The 15,114-nt window shown below is 42.0% G+C and carries 15 protein-coding genes; 4 read left to right on the top strand and 11 right to left on the bottom strand.

Annotation, left to right across the window (positions count from 1 at the left end):
• The 3 genes from AC1DPZ_RS11615 to mce form a co-directional block, all read right to left on the bottom strand.
• Positions 1-722 (bottom strand): putative sugar nucleotidyl transferase (locus AC1DPZ_RS11615; protein ID WP_477403403.1); only part of this gene is annotated, 722 nt, incomplete at its 3' end.
• A gap of 66 nt (positions 723-788) precedes the next feature.
• On the bottom strand, positions 789-1,037 hold the full coding sequence (locus AC1DPZ_RS11610) for a type B 50S ribosomal protein L31 (RefSeq protein ID WP_477394939.1): 249 nt from the start codon (positions 1,035-1,037) through the stop codon (positions 789-791).
• 263 nt (positions 1,038-1,300) lie between these two features.
• Positions 1,301-1,699 carry a methylmalonyl-CoA epimerase gene (gene mce, locus AC1DPZ_RS11605; protein WP_477403401.1) on the bottom strand — a complete coding sequence of 133 codons (399 nt, stop codon included), beginning with the start codon at positions 1,697-1,699 and terminating at the stop codon, positions 1,301-1,303.
• 107 nt (positions 1,700-1,806) lie between these two features.
• Between mce and AC1DPZ_RS11600 the strand changes: the two genes are divergently transcribed.
• From AC1DPZ_RS11600 to AC1DPZ_RS11590, 3 genes are all read left to right on the top strand, one after another.
• Positions 1,807-3,018 carry an IscS subfamily cysteine desulfurase gene (locus AC1DPZ_RS11600; RefSeq protein WP_477403399.1) on the top strand — a complete coding sequence of 404 codons (1,212 nt, stop codon included), beginning with the start codon at positions 1,807-1,809 and terminating at the stop codon, positions 3,016-3,018.
• Between the two features lie 107 nt (positions 3,019-3,125).
• A complete protein-coding gene (gene iscU / locus AC1DPZ_RS11595; protein ID WP_090646927.1) occupies positions 3,126-3,539 on the top strand; it encodes a Fe-S cluster assembly scaffold IscU in 414 nt (137 codons plus the stop codon).
• A 130-nt stretch (positions 3,540-3,669) separates the two neighbouring features.
• Complete coding sequence (locus AC1DPZ_RS11590; RefSeq protein ID WP_477403396.1) at positions 3,670-3,996, top strand: HesB/IscA family protein; 327 nt, start codon at positions 3,670-3,672, stop codon at positions 3,994-3,996.
• A gap of 414 nt (positions 3,997-4,410) precedes the next feature.
• Here the strand turns inward: AC1DPZ_RS11590 and AC1DPZ_RS11585 are convergent, their stop codons facing one another.
• From AC1DPZ_RS11585 to AC1DPZ_RS11550, 8 genes are all read right to left on the bottom strand, one after another.
• Positions 4,411-4,584, bottom strand: a complete 174-nt coding sequence (locus AC1DPZ_RS11585) for a hypothetical protein (RefSeq protein ID WP_477403394.1) — start codon at positions 4,582-4,584, stop codon at positions 4,411-4,413.
• 183 nt (positions 4,585-4,767) lie between these two features.
• The gene (locus AC1DPZ_RS11580) at positions 4,768-5,142 is read right to left on the bottom strand and encodes a hypothetical protein (protein WP_477403392.1); all 375 of its coding nucleotides are present in this window, start codon (positions 5,140-5,142) and stop codon (positions 4,768-4,770) included.
• A 35-nt stretch (positions 5,143-5,177) separates the two neighbouring features.
• Positions 5,178-5,933 (bottom strand): SDR family oxidoreductase, encoded by a 756-nt coding sequence (locus tag AC1DPZ_RS11575; protein WP_477403390.1) that lies wholly within the window; start codon positions 5,931-5,933, stop codon positions 5,178-5,180.
• A gap of 69 nt (positions 5,934-6,002) precedes the next feature.
• Positions 6,003-6,575 carry a Crp/Fnr family transcriptional regulator gene (locus AC1DPZ_RS11570; protein ID WP_477403388.1) on the bottom strand — a complete coding sequence of 191 codons (573 nt, stop codon included), beginning with the start codon at positions 6,573-6,575 and terminating at the stop codon, positions 6,003-6,005.
• Positions 6,572-7,159: a Crp/Fnr family transcriptional regulator gene (locus AC1DPZ_RS11565; RefSeq protein WP_477403386.1), complete on the bottom strand. Its 588-nt coding sequence runs from the start codon at positions 7,157-7,159 to the stop codon at positions 6,572-6,574. The genes AC1DPZ_RS11570 and AC1DPZ_RS11565 overlap by 4 nt, the downstream gene beginning before the upstream one ends.
• 328 nt (positions 7,160-7,487) lie before the next feature.
• Positions 7,488-10,613, bottom strand: a complete 3,126-nt coding sequence (locus AC1DPZ_RS11560) for a PVC-type heme-binding CxxCH protein (protein WP_477403384.1) — start codon at positions 10,611-10,613, stop codon at positions 7,488-7,490.
• A gap of 90 nt (positions 10,614-10,703) precedes the next feature.
• The gene (locus AC1DPZ_RS11555) at positions 10,704-11,630 is read right to left on the bottom strand and encodes a hydroxypyruvate isomerase family protein (RefSeq protein ID WP_477403382.1); all 927 of its coding nucleotides are present in this window, start codon (positions 11,628-11,630) and stop codon (positions 10,704-10,706) included.
• A gap of 89 nt (positions 11,631-11,719) precedes the next feature.
• Positions 11,720-13,645: a glycoside hydrolase family 127 protein gene (locus AC1DPZ_RS11550; protein ID WP_477403380.1), complete on the bottom strand. Its 1,926-nt coding sequence runs from the start codon at positions 13,643-13,645 to the stop codon at positions 11,720-11,722.
• A 1,028-nt stretch (positions 13,646-14,673) separates the two neighbouring features.
• Between AC1DPZ_RS11550 and AC1DPZ_RS11545 the strand changes: the two genes are divergently transcribed.
• On the top strand, positions 14,674-15,114 hold a 441-nt coding region (locus AC1DPZ_RS11545), incomplete at its 3' end, for a two-component regulator propeller domain-containing protein (protein ID WP_477403378.1).

Genomic DNA, 15,114 nt, shown 5'->3' with positions numbered 1-15,114 from the left:
GCATTGTTCAGCTCGCCGCCTACCCGTGAGTATGGGCCTACTGTAGTTGCACCATAGATCTTCGCACCCATTTTTACCTGCGAATGCTCGCAAAGCGCAAAAGGACCGCGAATATGGGTACCTTCCCAAATTTCGGTATTGGCTGATAAGTATATTGGCCCGTTGGTGGTGTTGAATGTAGAACAATCGGCAACCGCGCCTTCTTCAGCAAAAAAATCATCACCAATAATAATATTGGTTGAACCTATTACAGCGCTTGTACGGCCTTTTGTAAGCAATTGAAAATCTTTCCGGAGCTCAATATCATTCTTCCTGAAAATATCTTCGGGATAGCGGATAAATACAAACAGGTTGGTGTAAGCGGTAGCCCTATCAAACTTTGCAGCAGCGTCAAAACTTTCGGCATCGGCCTGGTTAAGTTTTACAGCCAGCAACTGATCATTATACTTTAGCGCTTCGCCGGTTTGCAGCTTTTCTATAGCATCCAGCAGGTTCTCATCGGGACAAACCGCACCATTAATAAATAAATTATCGGCCTCAATTTTTGCAGGGAATTTGGCCTGTAAATAATCAAGCGTATAAAAAGAAGTATTGGCATTTAAATGCCTGGCCCACTTTTCTGCAATGGTAAGGATACCTATGCGCATATCGGCCACGGGCCGGGTATAGGTAAGCGGTAGCAGTGTTTGGTGTGCGTTATCGTCAAAAAGGATAATTCCCATGGAACAAAAATAAAAAAAGTCCCGGCTGCAAAGCCGAGACTTGTAAATATTTAATTAAACAGGAAATTACTTCTTGTTGTAACGTGTACGGAATTTATCGATACGACCTGCAGTATCAACCAGTTTCATTTTACCGGTATAGAAAGGGTGCGAAGTGTGCGAAATTTCTAATTTGATCAGTGGATACTCGTTACCGTCTTCCCATTTAATGGATTCACGTGTATCGATGCATGATTTAGTCATGAAAGCATAGTCGTTTGACATATCTTTAAACACAACTAATCTATAGTTTGATGGATGCAGATCTTTTTTCATTATATATAAACTTATCTTCTGTAGTCTTTAAAAGAGGCGCAAATGTAATAAAATAATTCAAAAGTCAAAAGGCAAAAGTAAAAAGATTTGCGGTAGGCGAGTTTGGTGCGGGTTGCGGGGCGAGGTGCGAGTCATTGCGTGCAAGATCTGGATACGCAACATAAGGTGAACTTCCTATTATTCAACCCGCTTCATTCTTTACTTCAATGCACGTCCTCCAAACCCGAACCCCGCCCTCGCAACCCGATCCTCGAACCTCGAGCCTAAACACTCTGACAAAGCTCAATCAGCACCCCATTGGCACTTTTAGGATGAACAAAACAAACTAACTTGTTATCTGCACCTCGTTTAGGGTCCTCATTCAGCAATACAAACCCTTCACTTTTCAGCCGCCGCATTTCGGCAACTATATCATCTACCTCAAATGCAATATGATGAATCCCCTCCCCTTTTTTGGCAATGAATCTGGCTATCGGACTATCGTCATTTAAAGCTTGCAGCAACTCAATTTTATTGGGGCCGGTTTGTAAAAAAGCGGTGAGCACGCCTTCGCTTTCAACCGTTTCGGTTTTATAAACCGATGTATTCAATAGCTTTTCGTAGATGCTGCCCGCAAGATTAACATTGTTAACCGCTATACCTATGTGCTCTACTTTATTCATGTCCAAATATTGTAAATTAATAGTCAGCTTTGATAATTTGCGAATGTTTTTAGCTGAAATTCAATTAAAACTTGCTTATCTTTGTCATTGTTAATATATCATAGAACATGAATATCCCAATTTATTTAGATAATAACGCTACAACACCAATGGATCCGCGTGTTTTGGAGGCAATGTTACCTTATTTTACCACAAAATTTGGTAATGCAGCCAGCCGTAACCATCCTTTTGGCTGGGTAGCCGAAGAAGGTGTTGATTATGCACGCGAGCAGGTGGCCAAATTGATTGGCGCCAATGAGAAAGAAATAATTTTTACTTCGGGCGCTACAGAATCAGATAACCTTGCTATCAAGGGTGTTTTTGAAATGTATAAAGACAAAGGCAACCACATTATAACTACCGTTACCGAGCATAAAGCAATACTTGATGCCTGCAAACACGTTGAAAAATTAGGCGCTAAGGTTACTTATCTTCCGGTTAAAGAAGACGGCCTGGTTGACCTTGCTGTTTTAGAAGCAGCCATGACCCCCGAAACCATCCTGGTATCGGTTATGTATGGCAACAACGAAATCGGCGTTATTCAGCCTATAAAAGAAATATCTGCTATCGCCCACAAATACGGCGCCCTGTTTATGACAGATGCTGTACAGGCGGTTGGTAAAATACCTGTTGACGTTAATGCTGATGGTATTGACCTTTTGGCATTATCGGCACATAAAATATACGGCCCTAAAGGCGTTGGCGCATTATACGTTCGCCGTAAAGGACCAAGGGTTAAAGTAACAGCACAAATGGATGGCGGCGGCCACGAGCGTGGTATGCGCTCTGGCACGTTAAACGTACCGGGTATTGTTGGTTTGGGTAAAGCCTGTGAGCTTTGCGGTTTAGAAATGGAAAGCGAAGCAAAACGCTTATCGGCTTTACGTGATAAACTGGAATCGGCATTAACCGTACTGGAAGAAAGCTATGTAAACGGAAACGTTGAACACCGCTTGCCACATGTAGCCAATATCTCGTTCAAATATGTTGAAGGCGAAGGCTTAATGATGGCGATGAAGGACCTGGCTGTATCATCAGGCTCGGCCTGTACATCAGCTTCGTTAGAGCCTTCATATGTACTGAAAAGCCTGGGCTTATCAGACGATCTGGCACATTCATCAATCCGTTTTGGCCTGGGCCGCTTTACTACCGAAGAGGAAGTTGATTACGCTGTTGAAGTAACCAAAAAAGCGGTTACCCACCTGCGCGAACTTTCACCACTTTGGGAAATGTTTAAAGAAGGCATCGACCTTAACTCAATTGAGTGGGCAGAACATTAAACAAATGTGCAGATACGAAAATGTGCAGATATRCAGATTTTTGTATCAATTATAATATATACAATTAAAAATTTTGACTTTTTAATTTTGACTTTAAACTTAAAAAAATGGCATATTCTGATAAAGTAATTGATCACTACACCAACCCCCGCAATGTGGGCACTTTGGATAAAAGCAGCCACAAGGTAGGTACAGGCCTGGTTGGTGCTCCCGAATGCGGCGACGTTATGCGCCTGCAGATTGAGGTGGATGATAACAACGTTATTACCGATGCAAAATTTAAAACTTTTGGTTGCGGTTCGGCAATCGCTTCTTCATCTTTAGCTACAGAGTGGTTAAAAGGCAAAAGCATTGATGATGCTATGAAGATAGACAACATGGATATTGTTGAAGAACTGGCCCTTCCACCGGTAAAAATCCACTGCTCAGTTTTGGCAGAGGATGCAATTAAAGCAGCAATTAACGATTTCCGCGTAAAAAACGGCCTGGAAGCAATTGCAAGCGAAAAAGTACACCACTGAGAAGTAGCAAGTATATAGTATCAAGTATCAAGATGCTGTCGCATAAAAGGTCAATTCAGAAGTTCTGTCTTGATACTTGATACTAACTACTTGATACTAATCTTGCTACTCGATACTAACGACTAAAAAAATGGTAACCATAACTGATAAAGCGAAAAGTAAAATAGAACACCTGATGCAGGATTCGGGGCTTGATGCTTCTTATTTTCTGCGTGTGTCTGTACAGGGAGGTGGTTGCTCTGGTTTATCATATAATCTTGATTTTGATAACGAAGAAAAAAAGGGCGACCAGTTTTTTGAAGACCATGGGATCCGTATTGCTTTGGATATGAAATCATTCCTGTACCTTGCCGGTACCGAGCTTGATTTCTCTGACGGCTTAAACGGAAAAGGCTTCAATTTTCATAACCCCAACGCCAGTCGTACCTGCGGTTGCGGCGAAAGTTTCTCTGTCTAAAATTTACTATGAATCATATTCAAAGAGGCGCCAGGTTGGCGCCTCTTTTTTGTTTTGAGGTCTTTTTAGAAATGACGTTTTAAAACGACTGTCATCCTGAACGTAGTGAAGGATCTATTCGCAGCCTATACAGGGCGATGAGGCTGGCAAATAATAGATGCTTCACTCCGTTCAAAGTAAGGCTGCGTATTCCCAAAATGTTTAATATACCAGGAAGCGATGCTTCTTTGATGCCAAATTCTGTTAACGATGCCCCTGGTGTGGCCAGTGTTGATTGTTCTTTGGATATCGACTTACATACACATGCTCTTCAATATTAAAATTGTCAATTACAGTTAACAGGTTCCTTAATATCGGATCCGTATTTTTGATTTCCATATTATAAGCTACCATAATTAATTTTTTTAAACAATTTTAAATATTGGAGTGAAAGGGCTGCTCTACCATTCTTAAGGCGTCGTCCATATATTCGCCACCCTCGGTTAAGCTTTCCTCATTGGGATCAAAATCTTTTATTGTTTCTTCACCGGCCTGGCCGTTATCTGTAGTTTTGGGATCTAAAATAAGCCCCGATAAAAAGTTATTCATTTCATTTTACTTTTTTTATAATCAACAATTGAGTCTAAAGAGCTGGCACCACCTTTACGACAAACTTTGAAAAGCGTAGCTACTGTTTTAGGCGGTGCCAGACCCGTTATCAAAAAGCTATAATTTCAATTTTGGATGTCATGCTTCCTACCCGGACCATTGGTAAATTGAAATTAAGAATCGTTAATTGAGTGCCATAGCTGATTCTTTAACAACCTGCCACCTTCCCGATAAAAATTCCCAGATAACCGTAAAAAACTTTCTGTTCAATTTGCCGTCCAACGTCAATTCACGCGTAATTACCACCATCCCCAGATTTTCATCGCATACGGCATAATGAAACTCAGTTTTGCTGGATAGCGGCTCGGCGTTTGAATCTTTATTGCCCTGTACAAACTCAACAAGCTGTTCTTTATTCATGGTATCTACCGTGCCATTTCCATCAACCTTAACTATCAGCAGGTTATCTGCATAAATTTGTTTTACATACGGCACATTAAAATGCGTCGCCTCATAAATGAGCTTTTTTGTCAATTCGATTAACTGTTCGCTGTTCATTTTTTCTTAATTTTTCAGGAATTGATGATTTAATCTTACCGTTGATTCTCAGCAACAGAAATCCAGTCTGCATAATGGTTCTTGCCCAGAAAAACCGCATTTTCAGGGACCAGGGTGTCAGCATCTAACGGTGCACCGGAATATAGTGCTTTGGCATCGGCAACTATTTCGTGGTCCTTATGGGTTGCCTGTTCGTATTGTTTGACCCATGCAACCATATTAAATTTATCGGGGCCACCTATTTCCAGTATCTTGTTAACCGGTTTACTCAGTGCAACATCTGCCATAAATGAGGCGACATCTTTGCTCGCAATTGGTTGTATGTTGGCGTCTGGCAATACTACTTTTCCGTCCGTCATGCTCATTTGAACAATGCCACCGGCAAATTCAAAGAATTGTGTTGCATGAACGAGGGTATAAGGAATACCCGATGCTTTGATCATATCTTCCTGCACTTGTTTGGCCCTGAAATAACCGCTGGCTTGTAATTTTTGCGTACCTACTACCGACAAGGCAATATGGTGTTGTACGCCTGCTGACTTTTCTGCTACGAGCAGGTTTTCATTCGAGGTTTTAAAAAAGTTCATTACAGCTGCATCTTCAAAAGAAGGTGAGTTGGACACATCAATTACCACGTGCGCTCCTTTTAATACTTCATTCAAACCTTCGCCCGTAAGGATGTTCACACCGGTGTTCAGGGAAGCAGCAATTACTTCGTGTCCGGTATGCTGTAACTGATTTACTGTTTGGCTGCCAATGAGACCGGTTCCGCCGATAACTACAATTTTCATCTTCTGTGTTTTTAGTTAGTTGTACAACACAAAGATGGCTATAGCTATCTCCCGAAAACTTAAGCTGGTTTAAGAAACGTATCCCTCCTGCAGCACTCTTAACGCTTCGGGTGAAACACCCATATAAGAAGCAAAAATAGCATCCGGAATTCTCTGAATCAGTTCTGGATAGGTGGTTTTAAAATAGTGGTAAAAATCTTTCTTAGATACCGTGGCAAATGTTTTTTGTTTAAGCAAAGCCGCTCCATAAGCCCGCTCATGAATTTTATTAAAATRCAAGGCTAATAAGGGGAATTGCAACTGAAGGGCTTCGTAATTTTTTCGGCTCATAAACGTTATTTCCGAATCTTCCATCGCTGTAATCGCATAAACAGCACGTTTACCATCGCAGAAAGTTTTATAGTCGGTTATCCACCAGTTCTCTAATGCGAAATGAATAACCTGCTTTTCATGATTACGCTCATAAAACAAGTACAAACAACCTGTATTAACAAAGTAAATGGTATCGCAAATCTCCCCTTCTTTCAAAAGTAATTCCTCTTTCTTTACTGTTTTTGTTTGGAGGAATAGTAATAATTGTTCCCATTCTGCAGCCAATGTGGGGACAAGTTTCTGTATATGCCGATATAGTTGTGTGCTCATGGGTTATCTTTTCTTTTTACTTTTTTTTTCCGCAACTCGCTTAGATATTCCGGGGTAAAACCTAAAAACGAGGCCAACACCTTTTGTGGTATCCTTTGCACGAATGCCGGATATTTGGACTGAAATAAGTCGTAAAATTCATCTTTAGGCATTCTTGAAATCATCCGGACGCGGGATAATGATGCCGCGTAGGCGCGTTCGTATATCAATCTAAAATATTTCTCCATAACCGGGAACTGCGTCAGCATCAATTCATAATTCCGCGCCGTAATGGCCAATACTTCGGTTGCTTCCAGCGCCTGGATGGTATAGGCAGACTTCCGATCAGACCGAAAAGCGTCTATATCCGTCATCCACCAGTTTTCTAATGCAAGTTGCAAAGTTTGTTCTGCTCCGTTATGATCGGTAAAAAACAAACGCAGGCAACCCTTTACCACAAAAAAACAGGACGAGCAACGCTTGCCCTCTTCCAATAAAATGCCTTTCTTCTTGAATGCTTTTGTTTCAAAAAAGGTTAAAATCTGATCATCCTCCAGGTTTAGGCTGCCGGTAATTTTTTGAATATGTTGTATAAGCGGATGCATTTTTTAACTGAGACCCCAAATATAAAAAACCAGAAAGAATTTACAGATTGAAAGTTCGACCACTCATACTGCACCAGGCCTTATTCACGGGCCGGTACCCGTTTCTATCCTTTACGCGAGCTGCGGGTATACAAAAACACCCGGATGAAATTAACATCCGGGTGTTGCATATTTATTACTTTGCATGGCGTTTACCTATCAGCAGGCCACAAGGCTGGACCTTGTAGCAGCGAAAAGACCTTGTGATAGCGGGGACCGCATATCTTCCGTCCTTAAGTTGCAGAGGGCTAACATTATGGCCCTTAGGCAGGCTACTGCTTTATTTGTATTATCTTTTCTTTTTCAAAGAGACAAGGAACGTAAGTAGATCCGCGAATTCTTGTTTTGACATTGTTTGATGCAGGCCGGCCGGCATCATAGAGGTTGACACTTTTTTTATTTGCTTAACATCATTGGTTTTTATTTTCTGAACAGAGCCTCCAGGGTATTTCAATTCTATATCTGTCTCCGTCCGGCTCGAAATAATCCCCATCAGGGTCGATCCATCTTTCATAACAAGTTGTGAGGTCTCATATCCAAAATTAATCCCTGCAGAGGGGTTAACAATAGCATCAAATAATCCTTCCTTTGGTAATTTCGCACCTATTTCTGATAGATTAGGTCCAAATTCAAAACCAGCTTTATTAGCTCTATGACATACGGAACAAGTTCTGAGGAAAACGGCATTTCCTTTCAGTGCATTTCCTTTTAAAGCAAGTAAGGCATTAAGATTAGCAGAAGGCATCTTGGTTTTAGCAGTTTTGGCAACATCGGTTTTGGGTAAAAAGGCTTTTGCTTTGTCCAATGTGCTTTTTCTGAGTGTTCCGCTCAAGCCCGCAACAGCTGGTGTAATTAAACTCTGAGGTAATTTTTTCCCCTGGAGCATTTCCAGAACGCGGTCTTCCCCATTTTGGCTTTTTCCCAGCGTTTGAATCGCTTTTTGACGAGTGGATATGCTGTACTGGTTTGATAAAATCACCTTTGACAGGATAGCTGTTGATTCATCGTTGCCTATTGCACCAAGTACTGCTAAAACATTGGACGTCTTTTGCTGATCTTTACCTTTAATTACATTTAGGAACCGAAGGTCTTCATTGGCTTTAAGTAATAGCCTGGCCGCATCGGCCCCGATTCCTCCACTCTGATATCCTCCGTTACTCTGAATACCATTGGATTTTACCAGATCCATCAATTTATCGGCTTCTGTGGTAATATTATATTGTTTTACCATATCAACAAAATCCTGTGTTCCAGTGTATGAATTTAAAACCTGTTTCACCTGTTGCTGAGATACAGGTGAACCTGATATATCCTGAGGATTTAATGACTTCAATATTATCGCACTTAATTTCAAATCTTTACCATTATTCTCTTCTAATAATTTGACTAAAGCTTTGGATTTCTCAGCTTCTGGATAAAAGTCAAAAGCTCTGAGATATCTCAAACGGGATTTTAATGGAACACCTGCATCTTTAGCCAGCTTTACCAGATATGGAAGCGCGGTATTTGTTCGGGCCCGCCAGACTATATCTCTGCCTCCGGCTGTTAATAAAGGATCCGGTACTACTTTCAGGTAGGCTGCAAAGAATTGGTCCCATTGCTTGTCGGCCCCGATACCCAGTGCCTCTAAATACCATTTGTCATTGCCATCATGTTTCGCTGCAAGTGCCGCCCATATCGTCGCGGCTTCCGGTTCATTCCGATGCCGTAACGCAATCGCACAATCGCGCCTTACCTGTGCGTCTGGATCATTTACTAAAGCTCCTGCAAGTTTAAGTACATTGGTATTTACTTCTCTTGCTGCCCTCAGCCCGGCTATCCTTAAATCAGGGTTAGGATTGTTGATGGCTTCGGAAAGATATTTTGTGGCCTTTGTTGATTTTGAAAGCGCCCATAGGGCCCRGGCACGCATACGGGGATTGGGCGACGCTGACCATAACTTTTCCAGCTCCGCTATTGCTGATTCTCCCATGCCGGTTAATGCTATGAAAGCATGCCTGCGAACGTCGAGATTTGGATTTTGCAAGGCAATGACTGCACCCTTCGGAGTGTTATAATCCTGTTCAGGTATTTTATAGGTCGCTTTCATACTTTCCGGAACAACCCGGTATATTCGACCACGCTGAAGATCCCCCACCCGATGTCCGCCAACGCCAGGATCATACCAGTCGGCTACAATTAAAGAACCATCCGGAGCTGTACAGACATCTGCCGGGCGAAACCATTGGTCCCTATCGCCATTAAGCATGTTGAGGATACCGGCAGTATATCCCGCGCCAGCTTTTTGAACAGGATAGGCCCGAACAACATTATGTCCCGGTTCGGCATGGATCATCCCATTTTGAAACTGCTGCGGTAACAGCGTCCCTTCATAAAAAATCATTCCGGTAGGGGAGCCGGAACCTGTTTGTAAAAGATTGGGGATAACACCCGGATCATTTTGATGCCAGTGACGAAGCGGGATCGAATCTTCCATGTTAATGCGTTTAGCAGTCCAGCCCGCACCGGTTACTTCATCGGTGTAGCCATAATTTCCATATTCCATAACGTAATTGATTCGTACTCCTTTATTCCCGTCATCATCATTATCACTTTGCCATATATTTCCATAACTATCTACCGCCGATTCGTATTCGTTTCTGAAATTATGGCCCAGGCATTCCACATGAGTACCGTCCGGATCACAACGGAATAGCATTCCTTCTTTGTATTTTTTAGGTCCTATCTCATCACCATCCTGATCCAGTACGACATCATTATTTTTATCTCTGAGGGTTTTACCAGCATTCCCAAAATTGAAATAGAGTTTACCATCGGGGCCAAATGCGAAGCTGTGCATCCCATGATCATGTTGTATGCCGCCTATCCCCTGGAATAGTATTTCTTTTCGGTCGGCTTTACCGTCATTGTTGTCGTCATAAAAAGCCCAAACATATGGGCTTTGCGATATCAATACCCGGTTACCTAATACGCACACACCTAAAGGTGCATTAACCTCGGGGCCCTGATAAAATACCGTACTGGTTTCCAAACTTCCATCTCCATCCTTATCTTCCAAAATTACTATGCGGTCACCTGCCTCTTTAGGTTTGTTGTGATTAATCTCAAACCGGTAATTATAGGCCTCCGTCACCCAAACCCTTCCTTTTTCATCCACGTCGATATTGGTAGGGTTAATCAACATGGGTTCGGTTGCCATAGTTTCAACACGCAGACCAGGCGCCACGTCGAGCTCCTTCAAGCCATTTTTAGCCAAATGTTTTTGTGCTTCAGTGAGCGGCGTATCAATCGTAGCCAAATTATACGATGAGTGTTTTTCAGAAATATTGGTAAAGGCCCCCAATGCTACTAACAAAGGAATCGCCGCCACTGAGCCACTTATTAGTAAAAAACGTTTTCTTTTATTGTTGTCCATTTCTATATTTTCTTTTATTGTTGTCCATTTCTATATTTTCTTTTATTGTTGTCCATTTCTATTATAAAAATACTCAGTTCTTCCTGTTGCCTAAATGAAACTATCAGCTTCGCGATATGCTTTGATCAAAGCAAGTTCGCCTGCTTTACCCGCACCCGCATTGCCGTGTTCCATGCCTATCACTCCCTTGTATCCTTTATCATAAATAAGTTTGAATATATTTTTGTAATTAATCTCGCCGGTACCGGGTTCGTTGCGGCCAGGATTATCGCCAACCTGGTAATAACCTATTTCATCATAAACCCAATTAAGTGTAGGGATAATGTTGCCCTGGTTGCGTTGTATATGGTACATATCGTACAAGATTTTGCAAGATGGGCTGCCTACTGCCTTGCAAATAGCATAAGCTTGATCGGGTGTACGTAAAAAAAGGTCGGGGTTGTCGCTGAGGGGTTCCAGCACCATGATCAGGCCATGGGGTTCAATAATGGCTGTTCCTTTTTTGATAGCTTCAATTACATTACCTGTTTGTATGCCAATAGGCAGGTTGCGTACAAAATCTCCGGGAACGACGGTAACCAGTTTACTATTTATACGTTTGGCTACTTCAACCGCTTCCTTACAGCTGGCAACAAACTTATCGATATGTTCTGCTTTGCCTGATGCTAACAGGTTAGAATCATTGCCTAAACCAGGTTGTACAAAAACGCCCATGGACATACCCAATTTGGCCAGTGTATCTCCAATCTTTTTCTGCTGATCAACTGGCCGCCCACCCATCCAATTATCTTCGATACTTCGAAATCCCTGCTCGTAAGCAAACTTAATTTGATCAATAAAATCGCCACCCGCATGGTTTTTAAACATGCCATCATGTATGCCATAATTTAAATTAAAAGGTTTGCCGTTATCAACATTTGTGGTCTTGGCATTTGCTGAATTTGATTTTAAAAGTCCGGTTGTTAATATTGATGTACCTGCCAGTACGGAGTTTTGAACAAAGTTTCTGCGTTTCATAGAACTTATTTTTATTTTAATTGGTTGGGTTTTATTTTAATTAGTTGGGTAGAAGTGGAATACCGGTCTTTCACATAATTGTAGTTGGGTCATTTCAAATTCCAATAGAGTACGTAACGCTGTTTATCAATTTCGTAATAGGGAATCAGTGTAATAGGCCTGGCCGCCACGTCTTTGGTTTTGAAGATAAGCTGCTTCCCCGTCAATTGTGTTAGCCAGTCGGTCAATTTCCGGTCTTTAACGCTTAGTGAACTGATAACGTCTTCAGGGATATTATAATTTACAAAGTCCAGCTGGTCCTTAGCAAAAGGTGCAGGCGGGTTTATTCCGTTGGTGCCCATATCCCCCGCCAGCAACAATGGGCCGTAAGCAATTGCAGCCACCTTTGCATCATCGTTTGTCGGGATCAATCGCAATGACATGGGAAAATTAACAACCACTTTGTCGCCGGTTTTCCATACTCGTTTTAACTCAATATAACTTCCGGGTTTTTCTGATATTTTAGCTGCATTACCATTTATTGTAATCGTAGCACCTGACGTTGCCCAATGCGGATATCGGATATATAACGAAAACGAAATCCGCGATGGCGCTTCCTTTACGGTAAGGTTAGTCACGCTTTCTTCAGGATAGCGGGTTTGTTGAACTATTTTAAAGCCTTTCTCGCCCCAGTTCAATTCCGATGGGATAAACAGGTTAACATAAATGCCATTATCCGTGTGGTAATAAATACTTTCGGCATATTTAGCATGATTTTCAAACCCCGTGCCAACACAACACCAAAAGGAGTCGTCGTGTAAACTATAGGTCTTGAACAAACCGGGCTTTAGGGATTGTAAATATGTTACCATACCAGTCCCCGCTTCCTGCGATGGCAATATATGGTTATATAAAGCGCGTTCGTAATAATCTGCATACTTTACGTCTGCTGTCCAGGTAAACAAGTGGCGTGTCAGTTTTAGCATATTGTAGGTATTGCAGGTTTCGGTGGTAGTGGCTGTAATATGTTTCGAAATTTGATCGGGAGTAAAGAAAAATTCCTGATCGCTGTTACCACCGGTTGCAAAGGTATGGTGATCGATAACCGTTTGCCAAAAAAATTCTGCAATCGTTTTTAGCGTATCATCGTGTGTAAGTTCATATCCGCGCGCCGCACCTATTATTTTGGGGATTTGGGTATTAGCGTGAACCCCCACCAGTTTATCTTCCTTATTTGCTAAAGGGTCCATAATAGCGTGATGATAAAAAAGTTCTGCCAATCTTTTGTCGTTCTTGTTTCCTGTTATGGCATACAAATTATAGGCAACTTCACTCATTCCGCCAAACTCAGTTTTCTCCATGATGGCCAATTGCTGAGGCGTTAAAGGCTCAAGTTTATGAAAAGCCCATCCACTCATCTTTTCTGCAATATCCAAAGCCTGCTTGTTGCCTGTATACAGATACATATCGGTTAGCCCTGCCATCACTTTGTGAATAGTATACCAGGGTGCCCACACCCACTCGCCCTTGATTGCCCGGTTGATAAATTGTTTTGGGAAAGCACTTAGGTAACCACCTTCATCCAAAACCTGCTGGCACTCGGCAAGTGCTGTCACCAGCGAATCGGCTTTTTGTTTATAAACTATCTCGCCTGTTGAAGCATACATCAACGCAAGCCCCGAAAGTATATGGCCCATAATATGTCCGCGTAACTCACAATTTGGTGATTCCCATCCACCCAGGGGTTTGGCATTGGATGCGATACCGGCATTTAACCGCCAGGTATGCAACAAGCTTGCATTACTAATGCTCAACATCCAGTTGGCATCGCGTTCCATGTTTTGTTTGAAACGACTGTCTAATAACCTTACATCCTGTAAATTAAAGCTTTGTGCCTTTGCGGCGACTTTAGGCCGGTTGGTCAGTTCTTTTTGAGACTGACCGATATATTGTGAAAAAGCCGGCTTGCAAATGAGCATAACGGTAATAAAATGGCCGGCAATTACGATAGTTTTAAGTATTGTTTTTTTCTTCATATTACAAATTTAGTAACAGGTTATACCGACCTTTTATGCGCGCTGCTCTCTTCATGAATTTCGGCTTTAGTAAATGCCGGATAACTTTTTAAATGACTGTACTTATAATTGGTTTGGCATTCTATATAAATGCCTTTTTCGGAATCATCAAATTTAGGTTGAAAGAAACATCAGAATGTAAACAAATTAGCTTTTTTTTTATACAAATCCGACTTTTTAATAGTTAATACTTTCATATACATACGCATATAATTACCGGAATTGCACTTATCAATACGCCCCGCTGGCGCACGCGTGTAATCATGGCGTACGCCGCCGGTAGAAGCGGCGCCAGGCTATCCACTCATACTGCACCAGGCCTTATTCACGGGCCGGTACCCGTTTCTATCCTTTATGCGAGTTGCGGGCATACAAAAACACCCGGATGAAATTAACATCCGGGTGTTGCATATTTATTACTTAGCATGGCGTTTACCTGTCAGCGGGGCACACGGCTGGAGCAGCAGCGAAATGGCCTTGCGATAGCCGGATGATGACAGACTTGGGCTTCCCCGCTCAAGCAATTGTCTGCCATCCACCAATAAACTAATGACCCAGTGAACCACGCCCGCTGTTCGAATGTCTCCGACTTCGAACCTATATGTGAGTTGTCTGTAGACTACTTGTGCTGTGCGCTACTTTTGCTATGCATACGGGTAGTTGCAAACCACAGGCATAGTCGTTCGAAGTCGGAGACATTCGAACAGCGGAACACTTCGGAGAGCGGGTAAGCTAAATTATCCACTTATGGGGATAAGTAATAATCTTCCGAACACCTATGGAGACAACTCCAACAAGGGCATAGATACTGATTTTCAGCAACATGCATGGCTTTTTTCGTCGCTTTTTTTATTTATTTCTTCTATATCCAATCGCTAAACACGTTATCTAGCATTTATTTTTATATTTATCAGGCTATACAAAGCCGTACACACCATATCATTGTACATTAAAAAAAGCGGCGTTGTTAAAATTGTGCAGATAATAAAATGCCATTAAAAAGCCTTGTTTTCAAACTTTTRATATTAACGCAGTTTTTATTTTCGGGCGTATATGCCGGCACGCCCTACCAGGTAGTTTACCTGAAAAACTACGGCGCGCCTGAAGGTCTGCCCAGTTCACGGGTTAATTATTTAATGCAGGACAGCCGGGGCTTTATCTGGATAGCCACCGATAAAGGTGTAAGCAGGTTTGATGGGCAGCACTTTAAAAACTTCACATCGGCCGACGGGCTGGAAAGCAATGAATGTTTCCGGGTAGCCGAGGACAATTATCACCGAATATTTTTTTACTGTAATAATTACCAGGTTTGTTATTATGAAAACGGCCTTATACATAAACTCACCCCCACTCAAAAGATATTAGTACTGCCTTTTGCCAATTTCTTTTTTAACCGTTACAATGAGCTTTGTGTAAATTATGGGCTCAGT

Source organism: Mucilaginibacter sp. P4_G9 (genome assembly GCF_056400985.1).
Note: the sequence above shows the minus strand (reverse complement) of the source record. Positions and strands in the feature narration are given on the sequence as shown.

What these genes read in the sequence shown, in the direction of transcription:
- AC1DPZ_RS11565 (WP_477403386.1), bottom strand. Translation starts at nt 7,159, where the DNA reads ATGCATCCGCTTATACAACATATTCAAAAAATTACCGGCAGCCTAAAC.
- AC1DPZ_RS11555 (WP_477403382.1), bottom strand. Translation starts at nt 11,630, where the DNA reads ATGAAACGCAGAAACTTTGTTCAAAACTCCGTACTGGCAGGTACATCA.
- AC1DPZ_RS11585 (WP_477403394.1), bottom strand. Translation starts at nt 4,584, where the DNA reads ATGAATAACTTTTTATCGGGGCTTATTTTAGATCCCAAAACTACAGAT.
- AC1DPZ_RS11580 (WP_477403392.1), bottom strand. Translation starts at nt 5,142, where the DNA reads ATGAACAGCGAACAGTTAATCGAATTGACAAAAAAGCTCATTTATGAG.
- AC1DPZ_RS11575 (WP_477403390.1), bottom strand. Translation starts at nt 5,933, where the DNA reads ATGAAAATTGTAGTTATCGGCGGAACCGGTCTCATTGGCAGCCAAACA.
- AC1DPZ_RS11600 (WP_477403399.1), top strand. Translation starts at nt 1,807, where the DNA reads ATGAATATCCCAATTTATTTAGATAATAACGCTACAACACCAATGGAT.
- AC1DPZ_RS11590 (WP_477403396.1), top strand. Translation starts at nt 3,670, where the DNA reads ATGGTAACCATAACTGATAAAGCGAAAAGTAAAATAGAACACCTGATG.
- AC1DPZ_RS11610 (WP_477394939.1), bottom strand. Translation starts at nt 1,037, where the DNA reads ATGAAAAAAGATCTGCATCCATCAAACTATAGATTAGTTGTGTTTAAA.
- AC1DPZ_RS11550 (WP_477403380.1), bottom strand. Translation starts at nt 13,645, where the DNA reads ATGAAGAAAAAAACAATACTTAAAACTATCGTAATTGCCGGCCATTTT.
- iscU (WP_090646927.1), top strand. Translation starts at nt 3,126, where the DNA reads ATGGCATATTCTGATAAAGTAATTGATCACTACACCAACCCCCGCAAT.
- mce (WP_477403401.1), bottom strand. Translation starts at nt 1,699, where the DNA reads ATGAATAAAGTAGAGCACATAGGTATAGCGGTTAACAATGTTAATCTT.